Below are 15,133 nucleotides of genomic sequence, written 5' to 3' on the forward strand. Positions count from 1 at the left end.
GGCATCAGATGCTGCCGAGCCGCAGTAGAAATGACGGCTGCGGTCTCCTTCGACCTGTATCCGGTCGCCGCCAGCCCGGATATGCTGCGTCGGACCGGCGTGCCGGTCGTCCTCGCGCCCATCGTGCGGCATGTGCCGCGACGCTCGACCTTGCGTTTGGCGTGCTGACGCTGCTGCCGCACGGCTGCACCCGGCAACCGCTGTGGGTGGTGCAGACGGTCTCATCGCGGCTAGGCCGCGATCATCATCACGCCGCTGCCCAGCATTGGTTCATCCCCTCGGCCCCAAAGTCGAAAAATTTACCGATGCTGGCAGCCTTGGCACTGCGGCATGAGCGCGAAGCCGTCACGTCCGGAGAACGCGAATGAAATCCCTGAGTTTCAAGCTCATTCACATGCTCTCTTCCACGCGGCTGTTCGACACCGGCGTCGACTCGTCGTTCTGCTTGCGGGGTGTTGCGGCGGGACATCCAAATGGTCGCCGCCGTGGCGCGGGCGGTGAGCCTGGCCCACTAGTCGCTCACCGCGACCACGGCCGTGCTGGAACCGCTCACCGGCAGCATCCTGTTCACATCATGCAGATGCCGCTGTCCAAGCTCTGGGACAGCTGGTCGCTGGGCCTGTATGTCGTCGCCGTCGCCTGCTAGCTGCCGGTGGTGCGTTTACAGATGTTGATGCGCGACGCGGCCGCGGCAGCAGATGGATCGGCCCGGCCCTGCCCGCGCCGCACTGGCGCAGGTTCGTCTGGTGGGTGCAGCTGGGTGCGGTGGCCCTCGTCGCGCGCTTGGCAATTTCCACCTGCTGGTGTCCTAGCCGGCCTGAGGGTTCGCGCCCGCGTCCAAGTCAGGAACGTTTGTTGCGGCGTCCGTTCGCAGTCCGCCGCAACTCAGGGCAACACTTTCAGGAGAGCGAAATGGAAAGAGATTGCGGTAGAGCTGTCGAACATCTGTTGGACTGGCTACGCGACGCCCACGCGATGGAAGAGCAGGCCGAGACCATGCTGACAAGTCTGGCGCGCGGAATCGAGACCTATCCGAGGTGAAGCAGCGGATCGAGCGTCACATCGTCGAAACGCGAGCAATAGCGCCTAGTGCGGGGCTGCATTGAACGGCTGGGTGGCGACACGTCGATGATCAAGGACCTGACCGGCACGATGATGGCAACGTTCCAGGGATTTTCGGGCGTCTTTGCCAGCGACGAGATCATGAAAGGCGCGATGTTCAGCTACGCCTTCGAGAGCCTGGAAATCGTGGCATACGGCCAGTTGGTCGAGGCCGCCAAGTTTGTCGGCGACGCGGAAAAAGCCGCCGTCTGCGAACGCATCCTGCAAGAGGAGCGCGCCATGGCGCAGTGGATCGAGCACAACACGCCGGGCCTCATGCGGCGGTTCCTCATGCGGGCGGATGACCCGGACAGCCAGCCAAAACGCTGAGCCACAACCCCGCGCGGCGTTCATTCAAACGTGCCGCGTACCAACCATCCCGGTCGAGCGCTGGGGATCAGGAGAACGTTATGTTTGCACACAACAAACGACTGCAATACACGGTACGTGTCAGCAAGACCAACCCCGGTCTTGCCAACCTGTTGCTGGAACAGTTTGGCGGCCCACAGGGCGAACTTGCGGCGGCCTGTCGCTACTTCACGCAGGCGCTGGCCGAAGACGATCCGGGCCGCAAGGACATGCTGCTCGACATCGCCACGGAAGAACTGAGCCATCTGGAGGTCATCGGCACACTCGTCGCCATGCTGAACAAAGGCGCCAAGGGCGCGCTGGCCGAAGCCACGGAATCAGAGGCCGAGATCTATCGGCGCCTGAATGGCCCGGGCAACGATTCGCACGTCACGCAGGTGCTGTACGGCGGCGGACCGGCACTGATCAATTCAGGCGGTCAGCTCTGGAATGCCGGCTACATCGACACCATCGGCGATCCTTCGGCGGATCTGCGGTCCAACATCGCCGCCGAGGCACGTGCCAAGATCATCTATGAGCGCCTTATCAACGCCACCGACGATCCCGGCGTCAAGGATGCCCTGGGCTTTCTGATGACGCGCGAGGTGTCGCACCAGCGCTCTTTCGAAAAGGCCCTGTACTCGATCGAACCGAACTTCCCGCCCGGAAAGCTGCCCGGCGATCCACGCTTTGCATCCGTCTACTTCAACATGTCGCAGGGTGACGGCGACACGCGCGGCCCGTGGAACAGCGACGCCAACTTCGAGTACATCTCTGATCGCGAGGAACAAGGGTCCATCGACGGCGACGGCATGCCCAACGTCAACCTGACCGAAGACGAAGTGCTGGCGCTGCAGGCAATGGCCGCCCGCACGGCGTCGGACCCGAGCAGCGACCCGGTTACGGGTACGGAACTCGGGCAGGTGAATGCGCCTGACGAATTGAAGCAGCCCTGACGAACCCGGTGCAGCCAAGCGCATCCCTACCCCCGCCTCGCCCTTTCGGTCGGGCGGGGCTCATTTTTTCGGTGGGGTGGCTGGCCTTCTACGGACCGGTTGTCGATGGGCGGCGCGTCCGGCGTGGCGCGGCCCGCGTCCCACACATCCGCGGGGTCCATCCTGGCGGAAACTGACGGCCCGCGCCCGTGCGGTTCGGATCCGCCGGGCGATCCGATAATGTGCGCTCGCCCGGCGGATCCGACTTGTGGTCCGCGTCAGCGGGGTCGTTTTGATGAGAATGGGGTTTGATGCTAATCGCGCGTCTCCTTGGGGTGTGCAAACCGCGCCAACAAGCCGTGTGCCGCCGCCGTGACGGGTCGCCCGTCAGGGAAGCGGCTGCGCTACCGCCCACGCTTGCACCTTGGGCATACGTCCCTCTCGCCGCTCCCGGTCCCGATCTGCGTAGAAATACGCCACCGTGCGCGCGATGCCATCGACCGGGTGCACGCGGGGCGACCAGCCCAGGCTGCGCTGCGCCAGCGAGATGTCGGGGCACCGGTGGGTCGGATCATCTATCGGCAACGTACGATGCACCACAGGCACGCGCGATCCGGTCACCTCACGCACCACGTCGGCCATTTCCAGCATCGTCAACTCCGCGGGATTGCCTAGATTCACGGGCGTGGAGACGTCATCGGCGCTTTCCATCAGGCGCACCAACCCGTCGATTAGATCGTCCACGTAACAGAACGAGCGCGTCTGCGTGCCGTCTCCGTACACCGTGAGTGGCTGGCCAGCCAGCGCCTGCACGATGAAGTTGGACACCACCCGGCCATCGTCGGGCGCCATATGCGGACCATACGTGTTGAAGATACGCGCAATCTTCACGACCACGCCTTCGTGGTGCGCGTACTCCATGAATATCGTCTCGGCGCACCGCTTGCCTTCGTCATAACAGGAGCGCGGGCCGACGGGATTGACGTGGCCCCAGTATCTCTCGCACTGAGGATGCTCCAGCGGATCACCATAGACCTCGCTGGTGGAAGCCTGCAGCACCCGCGCGCCGGTGCGCCGCGCCAGTTCCAGCAGCTGCATGGCGCCCAGGACACAGGTGCGTAGCGTCTTCAGCGGATCGGCCTGGTAATGCACCGGCGACGCGGGGCACGCCAGGTTGTAGATCCGGTCTACCGCCATGTCACCCAACGGGTCCACCACGTCGTGCCGCATGACCGTAAAGCGAGGATGCGACGCAAGCGCCGCGACGTTGCAGGCTCTGCCGGTCTGGAAATTGTCCAGGCAGATCACCTTCCAACCGTCATTCAGCAGCCGCACGCAGAGATTCGATCCCAGAAAGCCGGCGCCGCCAGCCACCAGCGCGCGGCCGGTACGGGGAATTGCGTCCATCATGCCGCCTCCATCAACGTCTCGAACACGTCGACCCAATCCGACACGAACCGGTCCATGCCGAATCGCTGCAGCGCCATCTCGCGCCCGGCCGCGCCCCAGGCGCGCGCAAGCTCCGGCTCCGCCAGCAATTGGCGGCCCACGTCCACCAGCCGGTCCAGGCGATTGTCCACGTAGCCGTTCTCGCCATTGCGGACCAACACCGGCAGTTCCGTACCGCCAAAGCCCACGACCGGCACGCCGCAGAGCATGGCCTCGATCAGCGACAAGCCCAGGCTCGCGTAGCGGATGGGGCTAAAAAAATAGCGGTAGCGCGCCATGAACGCCGCCACCTCCATGTTGGGCACCTCGCCCAGCCCGCCAAGCTTCTCGGATTCCATGCCGATCAGGTCCAGGGGCGTGCGCGCGCGCACATGCTCGAACACGTCGACCCCAATGCGGCGGCCGCGACGGCCCAGATGGTTGACCACGACGATGCCCTTTTCGAAGCTGCCGTCGTAGGACACGGACGGCACCGGCATGCCATGCTCCACCACGCGGCAGGGCATATCCCCGCAATCCCACATGACGGCGTTGTACGGCGTGACGTGCACGATCATGCCCTTGTCGTGGCGGAATACGTGGTTCGTGTCCGTGGGATGCGGCATGGGGGCGCCGTGTTCCAGATACGCGGCCGGCAAGGCGCGCTGCTCCTCACTGAGCAGCAGGCGCGCGTCTTCCAGATTCTGGCGGGACTGGTACAGCACGCAGTCAAACTGCATGTCACGCAGTACGTTGGCGGACACCTGCGTCAGACCTCGTCCCCACGGGATGTGGCTGCCCAGCGCCCCGTAATGCGGCACGCGCCCAGGCAAGCCGGGCACGATGAAATCGTGCGGCACCTGGCTCAACGCATACAGGTAATTGCCATGGACGTGCCATGTCAGAATGCGCAGGCGGCGCTGCGGGCGGACGGTTGACGTCATTGTCTTCCCCTAGCTAACTGGCGCTTCACTTCGCGTAGCACCTGGGGCACCGTGACGGCCAGCGCGCACGGGTGGCCGATGGGACAGTGCTCATGCGTACACGGCCGGCACGGCGCATCGCCGGCAAGCACGACGTGCAGATCGTGGTTCGTGGGCGCCCAACGCCGCGGGTCGCTGCCGCTGGCAATGACGACGCTGCGCGCACGCACGGCCGCCGCGATGTGCGAGATGCCGGTGTCGTTGCATAACAGCAGCCGGCTCGTCTGCACCAGCGACGCCAGGCTGCCCAGCGTGGTCTTGCCGCACAGGTCGGGCAGATTTCGTCCCGACAGGCGCCGAACGTCGGCCGTGAGCGGCCGTTCCGACGCGGTGCCGGTCAGCGCGACCTGCCACCCCTGCAGCAAGAGTGTGGTGGCCGTCCGCGCATAGCGCTCCAGCGGCCATCGGCGCGAAGGCAGGCGCGCCCCGACGTGCATCAGCACCAGGCGCGTCGGATCAAGCGAGTGCTCGCGCAGCAGGTCCGCGGCGCCGCGCTGGTCGTCTTCGGCACATGGAAACTCCAGCGCGTCGTCCTCCGTCGGCAGTCCCAGATGCCGCAGCAGCGCAAGGTAGCGGCGCGGCTCGGGCAGCTCATCCGGCCAGGGCAGCCACTGTCCGGGGACGCCTTGGCCGGACTGCGCCACAAAGCCGCCGCAACGCCTGGCGCCCAGTTGCCCCACGATCGGATTACTCTGCACGCCGCTGCCTTGCATCTGTAACGCCACGTCAAACTGCACGATGCGCACGCGCGCATAGAAATCCGGCAGTTCGTCTTCGCGGGCGGTCTGCTCGGGAAACGCCTGCACACCCGGGAACTCGATCAACTCGTCCACGTAGGCGCGAAAGCGGCTGACGAACTCACGCGCATTCGGAAGGCCGATCAGCGCGATGTGCGTATCCGGAAACGTCTGGCGCAGCGCGCGCAGCGCCGGCAGCGCACAGAGCATGTCGCCCAGTTGCAGCGCCCGGAAGACCGCGATGCTCGCGGGGGCCGGCGACGATCCAAGCAGCGGGGCGTTCATGCTGCGCTCCTGCCGAATCGCAGCAGCCCAACCGTCCGCCAGAAGACGGACAAGAGCGGAATGCACGCCGACGTGATCGCCAGGTCGATGACATTACGTGACGACCGGCAGGTGCCGCGTAGCCGGCGCACGAAGAAGTGTGCCGTCAAGGCGGCCCAGATCGCCGCTGCCGCCGTCGCCGCAGCCGTATGGCCGGTGGCGAACAGACCCGCCGCCAGCAAGAACGCGGCAGTCACGCCCAGGTAGAAGCGCGGGCCCTGGCGGATGCGCTCCTGATACAGCGCCGGATACTTGCGGCGCAGCAGCATGTCGAACATGACCTTCTTCTGCATACCCAGCCCCGCCGCGAAACGCACGGGCCGTACCGGGTGCTCCACCCGCGCGTGCTCACAGCGCGCGATGCGGAACCCCGCGTCCAGCAATGCGAACTGCAGGTCCGAGTCCTCCCGCCATGCCATCGTGTAGCGCGTATCGAATCCGCCAACCGCCAGCAACGCCGAGCGCCGTACGAAGCAGTTGGCGGTGATGAATTCGGCCCGTGTCAGCCCCGACGCGTCTCGCTCATAGTCGCTGGGCGGGTCGGGAATGGGCATTTCCGTAATGCCAGTCACCGCTGCCACATCGGGACCGAAGCCACGCAGCCCCTGCGCCAGCCAATCCGGATGAGGAATCGTGTCGTCGTCGGTAAAGGCGATGATCTCGGCCTCGGCGCTGCGCCAGCCCAGGTTGCGCGCGCCGGATGGACCACGGCTGCCGGATACGGCCAGATAGCGCAGCGCGGGCGCGCCCACACGATCACGCGGGAACTCCTCGACCTGTCGGCGTGTGGCGTCGCAGGCGGCATCGTCACACACCAGGATCTCGTACCGCGCGAGCAGTTGCTGCCGCACCAACGCGTCCAGACAACGCGCCAGCAGATCGGGCCGCTTGTAGGTCGGCACCACGACCGACAACGCGGTTTTTTCTCCCGGGGCCGTCATCGCGGCTTCTCGACAAGGTATGAGCCGATGACCAGCGCATCCAGCGGTGACGTCCAGAAACACTCGATCGCATCGCGCGGTGAACACACCACGGGCTCGCCCCGCGTGTTGAACGACGTGTTGACCAGCACGGGCACCCCCGTCAGCTTTTCGAAGGCGGCCAGCAGGTCGTAGTAGCGTTCATTCTGGTCGCGCCGCACGGTCTGTACGCGCGCCGTCCCATCGATGTGCCGCACAGCCGGGATCTGCCTGGCCCGGTGCGGCAGCACGTCATAGACGAACAGCATAAACGGCGCGCAGATCGACGCCGTGTCACGGCCATCGAACCACTGGGCCGCGCGCTCTTCCATCACGACGGGCGCCACGGGACGAAAGTCCTCGCGGTCCTTCAGCCCGTTCAGGCGGGCCTGCATCGCGCTGTCGCGCGGCGACGCCAGGATCGAACGGGCCCCCAGCGCACGCGGGCCGAACTCCATGCGCCCCTGGAACCAGCCCAGCACTTTCTCGTCGGCGAGCAGCGCCGCAGCCTCGCCGGCCACGTCCTCCAGCCGGCGATACGTCAGATGCGATTTGTCCAGGAAGTGCTCAATCTCGTCATCCGGATACGACGGCCCCAGATACGCGTTCTCCATCGTCCACGCGCGCTTGCCGCCGCGCCGGTGGTAATCCACGTACAGCGCCGCGCCCAGTGACGTGCCCGCATCGCCGGCGGCCGGCTGCACCCACACCTCTTCAAAAGGGCCATCCCGGGCGATGCGTGCGTTCATCACGCAGTTGAGCGCCACGCCGCCCGCCATGCACAGGCTCTTGGCGCAGGTCTTCTCGTGCAACCACTGCGCCATGTGCAGGGCGGTTTCTTCCAGCACGTATTGCAGCGAGCTGGCCACGTTCTTGTGGCGCTCCTCGAACGGCGTGCCGCGCCGTCGCGGCGGGCCGAAGCGCTCGGTCAGGCGGGTCGGCTGCAGCGAATACCCGCCTTCTTCCTCCAGGCGAAGGATCTCGCGGAATTCCTTGCGGTACTCGGGCTTGCCGAACGAGGCCAGCGCCATCACCTTGTACTCGTCCGACGAATGCAGAAAGCCCAACCAGGTCGTGACCTCTTCGTACAGCAGGCCCAACGAGTGCGGCAGGTCGATCTGCTTGAGCCGCGCATATTCGCCGCCCGAGAAGTGGCCGTAGCTGGTGGTCGTGCGCTCGCCACGGCCGTCCATGGTCAGCACCGCGCACTCCGCACACGGCGCCGCCAGAAAGGCGCTGCTTTCATGCGACAGGTGATGGTCCAGGTAGATCCAGCGGTCCATGATGTGCTGCAGCGTCAGGTCGTCGAAGCGTGGCGACTTTAAGTGCAGCGGGACCCCGTCAAGCAATTGGCGGGGCGCGTTCACCAGGTACGACAGGAATAGCGGATCCCATGGCGACGCACCGTCTACGCCGGGGCCAGCGCGTGAAGGTTCCAGCGGCAGCACGATTTCCTGCGGCTGCGCCGCGCCGTTGGCCAGCAGCGCCGGGTCATACGAATACACGATGTGATCCACGTCGCGCAGCCGGATGCCCGCCTCGGACAGGCAATAGTCGATCGTGTAGTACGGCAGTTGCCACGTCGTGAATGGAACCGGCCGCTTGCCGTGCTTGACACGGGTGAAACGCTCTTCCTCGGCAGCCGCCACCACAACGCCATCGCGGACCAGCGTGGCAGAGCAGTCGTGATACGCCGCATTGATGCCTAGCGTGAACATGAAGTCATCTCCTTGACGGCGCGCGGGCCCGTCTAAAACCTGCGGCTTTGCCCCAGCAGTTCCCGGGCCGCAAACGCGACACGCTCGGGGCCGACGCCAGTGAGGCACGCATGGTGTCCCTCAGGGCAAACGCTGCGGTAGCAGTATTTGCACGGCACATCGTTGTTGAGCACCCGGGCGTCGGTGCGCCAGGGCGTGTGCTGCGGATTGGTCAAGGCGTACAGGTCCACGACCGGTGCGCCCACTGCCGCGGCGATATGCGCCGGGCCGCTGTTGTTGCAGATGACCACGGCCGCGCCTTCCAACGCCGCGCCCAGCTCGCCAAGGGTCAGCCCGTCAGACAAGTCGATCAGGCCCGGCAGCAGCCGCCGCCCATCGGCCAGCGCCGCAGACAGCGCCGGATCCTCATGGCCGCCCAGCAGCAGTATGCGGCGGCCATCGCCGCGCAGTTCGATTAACGCCTGCACCATGAGCTCGGCCGGATAGCGGCGCGACGAGGCGGTGGCGCCTGCGTGGACACAGATCCACCCCTCGGCTTCGGTCACGCCTGCGTGGTGCAGCTTTTCACGCAGCGACGCGCGGTCGCCCTCGCGCACGCGGAACGACAGCCGGTCGTCATCGCTGTGCGCGCCCACGGTAGCAACGAGATCAAGCTGGCGCTGCACCTCGTGGCGGATGCCGTCCTGCGGCTCGGCCTCGCGCACCCAGTCCGAGATGAGCCGGTACGGGTTCTCCCGGCAATGCGCAAGCACACGCGGCACACCGGCCAGGTGGCACAGCAGCGCCGCGGGCAATGGGCTCTGGCTGAACGTGGTAAAAATCACCGCGGCGTCGGGCGTGAGCGCGCGTAACCGGCCGATGGCGTCGACGTCTTGGTCCCGCCCCTGCGATCCGTTCTTGACCCACGCGGCGTCATAGGCCATGACCGTGTCCACATCCGGCATGAAGGGCGCCAAGCGCGCGCCGGAAGGCGACGTCAGCAGCGTGATCCGGCGGGCGCCTGCCTGCCGCAGCGCGCGCATGGCCGGCGTGCACATCAGGACGTCGCCCATGTTGTCCAGCCGGATGCACAGCACGTGCGCGTCGTGCGGCCATGACGGCTCGTCATTCATGATTGCGCTCCCGGCCTCAGCGTCGCGCCGGCCGTGATGATCTGCGCCGCTGCGTCGAGGTCCGGGGCGCGGCACGTCGGCTCGCGGTGCGGACCGGTGCGCCATTCCGTTTCATTGCCCACGTCCAGCAGGACGGTGCGGCAGCCGGCGCGATTGCCGGCCTCCACATCGTCCAGGATGTCGCCGATGAACCAGGATGCGGGCAGGTCCAGTTCTAACTCCTGTGCGGCCAGCAGCAGCAGCCCGGGCTGGGGCTTGCGGCAGTCGCACGCAATCGCATAGGCCTCGACCACGCCCTCGGGATGGTGTGGGCACCAGTAAAAGCCGTCCAGATGCGCGCCAGCTGCATGAAACATGGCGGCCAGCTTGACGCTGACGGCGTTGAGCGCATCGGCGGCGAACAGCCCGCGCGCGACGCCCGGCTGGTTGCTGATCACAACCAGACTCAAGTCCGTCCGCGCCAGCCGCGACAGGCCAGCCAGCGCCATCGGCGCGTAAGCCATGCGACCGGGCTCGACGTTGAAGGGAACGTCCGTCAGCACGGTCCCGTCCTTATCCAGGAACACGGCTGATCTCAAGGCCATGACGTTTCCTTCATCGGAAGCACCATGACTTCAGGCACCACGGTTTCCGGCGGTTGCGTCAGCACGAAGCGCACCGCACGCGCGACGTTGGCCGGGTCTTGCAACGTTCCCGTGTCGATATCCGGAAACCGATGAAGCAGAAACGGCGTGCGCATGCCGCCCGCGATGACCGCGCTGACCTTGATGCCCATGCCACGTAGCTCGGCATGCAACGCATGCGACAGCCCCATCAGCCCCCACTTGCTGGCGTGGTAGGCGCTGGCATTAGGCCATGCCCGCCGAGCGGCGGTGGACGCCACATTGACGATATGGCCGCCGGGGCTGAGCCGGTTCTTGCCCAGCTTGGCCATCAGGAAGGGTCCCGTCAGATTAGTTCGCAGCACGCGTTCCCAGACGTCGGCATCGAGCTGGTCGATGGGGGCCGTCACATCTACGCCGGCGCTGTTCACGATGGCGTCCAGCTTGCCGAACTGCCGCACGACGGCGTCCAGGCACTCGGCCACATCCGCTGCCACGCCAACGTCCATGACGCAGGCCATGACCTCGGCGCCGCCCTCCTTGAGCTTGCTTGCCACCGAGTGCGCGCGCTGCTCGTCGATATCACTGACGGCGACGCGCGCACCTTCCGCTGCAAGCTGCTCGCACAGCGCCGCGCCCAGTCCGCTGCCGCCGCCGGTCACAAGGATTACCCGCCCGTCCAAGCTCTCGAATTCGTGCATGGCTCCGCTCCATTAAGCCGCGATGCGTGCGGCAATCCGATCTTCCCGAGGCGAGTCGGCCACCATGCGTCCATAGACGGACAGCAGGTCCTGGCCCACGCGCTTCCACGTGTAAAGGCGACGCGCGCGCTTGCGCCCCGCCTCGCCCATCCGTTCGCACAACGTCCGGTCCGCCGCCAGTTCGGCGAGCCTGTCCGCCAGGCTGTCGGGATCCTTGGGCGGCACGAGAAACCCCGTTCTTCCATGCACGACTGTGCTGCGGATGCCGCCGGTATCCGCGCCGATCACCGGCCTGCCGCAGGCCATGGCCTCGACAGGCGTGATGCCGAACGGCTCATACCACGGCGTCGTGACGAACACATCGCTGGCGCTGTAGTACGTAGCTAGCGCCTCACGACCGCGACGCCCCGCGAACTCGACCCACTCGACCACGCCCTCTTGCTCGGCAATGGCGCGCAGGCGACCGATCTCCGGCGTGGCCTGCACGCTTGCATCTTCGGTGTTGCCGCCCACCACGCAAAGCCGCGCCTCGATGCCATGCCGCTGGCGCAAGCGCGCAAGTGCGCGGATAACGTTATCGACACCCTTGCGCGGTACCATGCGTCCAAGCTGCAGCAAGGTGAACACGCCGTCGTCCCACCCCAATTCCCGGCGCGCCGCCGCCATGGGCGGCGGCGTCATTTCTGCGGCGTCATAGCCGCAAGGCACGATGTCGATGCGGCGCGGATCCGCGCCATACAGTTCGATGAGATCGCGCCGGTCCTGCGGGCATTCTGCAATCAGGCGATCCGCGCGCCGCGCGATGTCGTCTTCGATGTCGAAACGCGAATCCGGGAACAAGTCCGCATCCTGCTGGTACTGCCTGCGCACCTTTCCCAGCGCGTGGAATGTTACGGCGAGAGGCACGCCATGCCGTTGCGCGACCGGTAGGGCCGCCATCGCCGACATGAAGAAATTCGCGTGAATAACGTCATAGCCAATACGCTGTCGGGCGAAGTGACGCATCAAGTACGCGGAGAATTCATCCATGTACGGAAGCATCTGCTCCTTCGGAAGAAAGCTCGCGGGTCCCGCGGGAACGTGGATCACCTTGACGCCGCGCATCCATTGAAACTCGACTTCCAACGCCGCATTGTCCCTACGGGTAAAGACATCAACCTCCATGCCGGCACGGGCCAGCTCGCGCGTCACGTGTGCGACATAGACGTTCTGTCCACCGCTATCCACGCTGCCCGCCAGCGCCAGAGGCGATGCGTGTTCGCTGATGATGGCAATCTTCTTCATGAGGGCAGCTCCGTTCGTCGGGCGAGTGCCCGGCATACACATCGTCACGAGCAAGTGATGTGCCGAGCCGCTGCCAACAGTGCGCAGGCGGAACAGCGCTTCCATCCAGCACTTCTTACAAGCCCAGGTAAAAAGTGCTGACGCCGCGATGTCATGAGGCCTCGCGCTGCGGCTGCGCGTGCACGGCAGGCCGCAACGCACCGACGGTTGCCAGCAGCTGGTTCGGGTCGACGGGCTTGGACAGATGCACTTGAAAGCCGGCCAACAGAGTGCGCAGACGGTATTCATGGCTGACGTGGCCCGACAGCGCAATGGCGGGCAATCGATGCGATAGCGCTGCTCCACGCTCCGCTTCCATCACACGCACACGAGCCACGACTTCATATCCGTCGACGTCCCCCAGCGACAGGTCGCAGATCAGCACCTGCGGCCATTGCGCGGCCGGCGTGGCTGCAAACGCCGCAATCGCGCTGCCGCCGTCGGCAAATTCGGCTACCTGCGCGCCGTTCTCCTTCAGGATCTCGGCGACCATCTCGCGCGCCTCGGACTGGTCATCGACCAGCATGACGCGCGCGCCCGCGAGGTTCGGCAGATTCACGTCCACACGCAGCGGCGTGGCTTCGACGGCGCGGACCGGAAAATCGACCGAATAGCTAACACCACCGGAAGGTGCCGTAACGCTGTGGAAGGCGCCGCCCTGGCGCTGCGCGCGCACGGCAAGTTCGGCGGAGTCCAGCGCGGCCGCGATGCGCAGGGCGTCGGCCGAATTCAGCAACGGGTCGGCTTGCAAAAGCGCGGGATCGAACTCGTGCTCCGTGCGCCCGTCCGTGACCGCCAGACGCGTCATCGGTCCCTCGCGGCGCAGACTGATCTCGATGCGCCCGCCGGGCGGCGTGACCGCTATCGCATGCAGGCACAAGTCCCATACCAACTGCTGCAACGCGCTGGGATCGCCCGTAATGCGCGCGGCCTCGTTGCCAATGAGCGTGTACACGTTCACGCCCTTTTCCTGCGCCAGTTCGCGTGAGCCGTCCAGTACGCCCGCCACCACCGCCACCAGGTTGACCGGCTGCCGGGTGTCGCGGTCCATCGCTTCCTCCAGGGCCGATTGCTGGCGCTGCAATATCCACATTTGCGCGTAGATGCCCTGCGACTTGAGAAGGTCTTCGTGGCGGCCCTGCTCGACCACCCTGCCCCGGTCAAGCACCACGATGTTGTCCGCATGTACGATGGTGGATAACCGGTGCGCAATGATCAGCGTGGTCCTGCCACGCGACAGGCGCTCGAGCTCTGCCTGGATCGCGCGCTCAGTGCGCGTGTCCAGCGCCGAGGTCGCCTCGTCGAACACCATGATCGTGGGATTTTTCAGGATCGCCCGCGCGATGCCCACGCGCTGACGCTCTCCCCCAGACAGCTTTACGCCCCGTTCGCCCACCGGCGTGTCATAGCCGCCCGGCAGGCTCTCGATGAACTCATGAATGCGCGCGCCCCGCGCCGCCTGGACGATTTGATCGCGTGTAGCCTCGGGCCGGCTATAGGCGATGTTGTAGGCGATGGTCTCGTTGAACAGCATCGTGTCCTGCGGCACGATGCCCACCGACCGCCGTACGCTGCGCACGTTGACTGCGCGCAGGTCGTGGCCGTTGATAAGCACCCGCCCTGCATCGGGGTCATAAAAGCGCAACAGCAGCCGGCCGAGCGTGGACTTTCCCGAGCCGCTGCCGCCGACGACGGCCAGTGTCGTGCCAGCCGGCACCGTCAGATCGACGCCCCACAGAATCTGGCGCCCCGGGTCATAGCCGAAGTCCACGCTTTCAAAGCGCACCTCGCCGGGTCCCGCCTGCAGCGACGGCAGATTGGCGTCGCCCCCCGTTTCGGCGGGATAACGCAGCAGGTCGCAGACGCTCTCGGCATTGACGAAGGCTTCCTTGGCCTGGCGGAAGATCAGACCAAGCGTATTCAGGGGCAGACAGATCTGGATGATGTAGGCATTGATCAGCACAAGATCGCCCACCGTCATCTCGCGCCCCACGACCTGTTGCCCGGCCAGCAACATCACTGACGCCACGCCGCACGCAATGATGCCGCTCTGCCCCACATGCAGGCGCGACAGCGAGCGCTGATTGCGCTCCCCCACCCGCGTCCATTCATTCAGCACGCGTGACAGCCGGTCAGATTCCAGCCCTTCATTGGCATTGAGCTTGACTGCTTCGTAATTGAGCAGGCTGTCCACCATCTGCCCACTGGCGCGCGAATCCAGTTCGTTGAGCTGCCGCTGATACGCGACGCGTTTGCGCACGAGCACGGTTGTATAGGAGAAGTAGGCAATGAAGGTAATGATCACGATGAGCGCGAACCAGATGCTGTACCCCATGACCAGGATCAGCACCACCGACACGATCTCGACCAGCGTGGGCAACAGGGTGAACAGCGCGGTGCCCATCAGGAACCCGACGCCTGCCGTGCCGCGCTCGACGTCACGCGCCAGCGCGCCCGTGGGCCGGCCGCCGTGGAATCGGGCGCCCAGCTGCTGCAGACGCGAGAACACACTGACGGTGAAATCCGCCACCGTGCGCAGCGCCACGCGCGCGAACACTACATCACGCAGTTCAGTGAAGACGCCGCCACCAAATCGCATGAGCGCATATCCCAGCAGCAGAAACACGGGCAGCACCAGCGGTCCCGGCGCGCTGAACATGTCGACGATGGCCTTGAGGACCGCCGGCACCGCCACCACCAAGAGTTTAGCGGCGACCAGTAGCGCGATGGCCACCGCCGTGCGGCCTCGATATTTCCATAGTGCCCGCAGTATGGTCCGGTTGACCTCCTTGCGGGAAAAATCACTGGCGCTGGCGTTCGGCTCGCTCATGGTGCATGCCCTCCTGCGAAGCCCGGCGAGCC

The 15,133-nt window shown here is 65.8% G+C and carries 13 protein-coding genes and 1 pseudogene; 4 read left to right on the plus strand and 10 right to left on the minus strand.

The features are described 5' to 3' along the window. The first annotated feature begins 161 nt into the window (after positions 1–161). From CEG14_RS26140 to CEG14_RS23350, 4 genes and pseudogenes are all read left to right on the plus strand, one after another. A complete protein-coding gene (locus CEG14_RS26140) occupies positions 162–368 on the plus strand; it encodes a hypothetical protein (protein ID WP_143277267.1) in 207 nt (68 codons plus the stop codon). Then, positions 365–646 carry a hypothetical protein gene (locus CEG14_RS23340; RefSeq protein ID WP_094828795.1) on the plus strand — a complete coding sequence of 94 codons (282 nt, stop codon included), beginning with the start codon at positions 365–367 and terminating at the stop codon, positions 644–646. The genes CEG14_RS26140 and CEG14_RS23340 overlap by 4 nt, the downstream gene beginning before the upstream one ends. Before the next feature lie 266 nt (positions 647–912). Next, a pseudogene (locus CEG14_RS23345) lies at positions 913–1,431 on the plus strand (ferritin-like domain-containing protein). Positions 1,432–1,511: 80 nt separating this feature from the next. Continuing rightward, entirely contained in the window at positions 1,512–2,405 is an 894-nt protein-coding gene (locus CEG14_RS23350) for a manganese catalase family protein (protein WP_094828796.1), read from the plus strand. A 366-nt stretch (positions 2,406–2,771) separates the two neighbouring features. Here CEG14_RS23350 and CEG14_RS23355 read toward each other — a convergent pair whose 3' ends face one another. From CEG14_RS23355 to CEG14_RS23400, 10 genes are all read right to left on the minus strand, one after another. Next, entirely contained in the window at positions 2,772–3,794 is a 1,023-nt protein-coding gene (locus CEG14_RS23355) for a UDP-glucuronic acid decarboxylase family protein (RefSeq protein WP_373454226.1), read from the minus strand. Further along, a complete protein-coding gene (locus CEG14_RS23360; RefSeq protein ID WP_094828797.1) occupies positions 3,791–4,756 on the minus strand; it encodes a glycosyltransferase in 966 nt (321 codons plus the stop codon). Before CEG14_RS23360 ends, CEG14_RS23355 begins: the two co-directional genes overlap by 4 nt. Then, positions 4,753–5,817 (minus strand): glycosyltransferase family 9 protein, encoded by a 1,065-nt coding sequence (locus CEG14_RS23365; RefSeq protein ID WP_094828798.1) that lies wholly within the window; start codon positions 5,815–5,817, stop codon positions 4,753–4,755. Before CEG14_RS23365 ends, CEG14_RS23360 begins: the two co-directional genes overlap by 4 nt. Then, positions 5,814–6,797 (minus strand): glycosyltransferase family 2 protein, encoded by a 984-nt coding sequence (locus CEG14_RS23370; RefSeq protein ID WP_094828799.1) that lies wholly within the window; start codon positions 6,795–6,797, stop codon positions 5,814–5,816. The genes CEG14_RS23365 and CEG14_RS23370 overlap by 4 nt, the downstream gene beginning before the upstream one ends. Further along, on the minus strand, positions 6,794–8,533 hold the full coding sequence (locus tag CEG14_RS23375) for a carbamoyltransferase family protein (RefSeq protein WP_094828800.1): 1,740 nt from the start codon (positions 8,531–8,533) through the stop codon (positions 6,794–6,796). The genes CEG14_RS23370 and CEG14_RS23375 overlap by 4 nt, the downstream gene beginning before the upstream one ends. A 32-nt stretch (positions 8,534–8,565) precedes the next feature. Next, on the minus strand, positions 8,566–9,645 hold the full coding sequence (locus tag CEG14_RS23380) for a glycosyltransferase family 9 protein (RefSeq protein ID WP_094828801.1): 1,080 nt from the start codon (positions 9,643–9,645) through the stop codon (positions 8,566–8,568). Continuing rightward, positions 9,642–10,229, minus strand: coding sequence for a D-glycero-alpha-D-manno-heptose-1,7-bisphosphate 7-phosphatase (locus CEG14_RS23385; protein ID WP_094828802.1), 588 nt, complete (start codon positions 10,227–10,229; stop codon positions 9,642–9,644). Before CEG14_RS23385 ends, CEG14_RS23380 begins: the two co-directional genes overlap by 4 nt. Beyond that, a complete protein-coding gene (locus tag CEG14_RS23390; protein ID WP_094828803.1) occupies positions 10,220–10,948 on the minus strand; it encodes an SDR family oxidoreductase in 729 nt (242 codons plus the stop codon). The genes CEG14_RS23385 and CEG14_RS23390 overlap by 10 nt, the downstream gene beginning before the upstream one ends. A 12-nt stretch (positions 10,949–10,960) precedes the next feature. Continuing rightward, entirely contained in the window at positions 10,961–12,232 is a 1,272-nt protein-coding gene (locus tag CEG14_RS23395; protein ID WP_094828974.1) for a glycosyltransferase family 4 protein, read from the minus strand. A gap of 151 nt (positions 12,233–12,383) precedes the next feature. Beyond that, positions 12,384–15,101 (minus strand): ATP-binding cassette domain-containing protein, encoded by a 2,718-nt coding sequence (locus CEG14_RS23400; RefSeq protein ID WP_094828804.1) that lies wholly within the window; start codon positions 15,099–15,101, stop codon positions 12,384–12,386. Positions 15,102–15,133: the final 32 nt, after the last annotated feature.

Origin of the sequence: Bordetella genomosp. 1 (assembly GCF_002261335.1) — a bacterium.
GTDB lineage: Bacteria > Pseudomonadota > Gammaproteobacteria > Burkholderiales > Burkholderiaceae_B > Bordetella.

Excerpts from the sequence above, each read along its gene's own strand:
- CEG14_RS23380 (WP_094828801.1), bottom strand. The coding sequence starts at position 9,645 with ATGAATGACGAGCCGTCATGGCCGCACGACGCGCACGTGCTGTGCATC.
- CEG14_RS23390 (WP_094828803.1), bottom strand. The coding sequence starts at position 10,948 with ATGCACGAATTCGAGAGCTTGGACGGGCGGGTAATCCTTGTGACCGGC.
- CEG14_RS23400 (WP_094828804.1), bottom strand. The coding sequence starts at position 15,101 with ATGAGCGAGCCGAACGCCAGCGCCAGTGATTTTTCCCGCAAGGAGGTC.
- CEG14_RS23340 (WP_094828795.1), top strand. The coding sequence starts at position 365 with ATGAAATCCCTGAGTTTCAAGCTCATTCACATGCTCTCTTCCACGCGG.
- CEG14_RS23375 (WP_094828800.1), bottom strand. The coding sequence starts at position 8,533 with ATGTTCACGCTAGGCATCAATGCGGCGTATCACGACTGCTCTGCCACG.
- CEG14_RS23370 (WP_094828799.1), bottom strand. The coding sequence starts at position 6,797 with ATGACGGCCCCGGGAGAAAAAACCGCGTTGTCGGTCGTGGTGCCGACC.
- CEG14_RS23360 (WP_094828797.1), bottom strand. The coding sequence starts at position 4,756 with ATGACGTCAACCGTCCGCCCGCAGCGCCGCCTGCGCATTCTGACATGG.
- CEG14_RS23365 (WP_094828798.1), bottom strand. The coding sequence starts at position 5,817 with ATGAACGCCCCGCTGCTTGGATCGTCGCCGGCCCCCGCGAGCATCGCG.
- CEG14_RS23355 (WP_373454226.1), bottom strand. The coding sequence starts at position 3,794 with ATGATGGACGCAATTCCCCGTACCGGCCGCGCGCTGGTGGCTGGCGGC.
- CEG14_RS23395 (WP_094828974.1), bottom strand. The coding sequence starts at position 12,232 with ATGAAGAAGATTGCCATCATCAGCGAACACGCATCGCCTCTGGCGCTG.
- CEG14_RS23350 (WP_094828796.1), top strand. The coding sequence starts at position 1,512 with ATGTTTGCACACAACAAACGACTGCAATACACGGTACGTGTCAGCAAG.
- CEG14_RS23385 (WP_094828802.1), bottom strand. The coding sequence starts at position 10,229 with ATGGCCTTGAGATCAGCCGTGTTCCTGGATAAGGACGGGACCGTGCTG.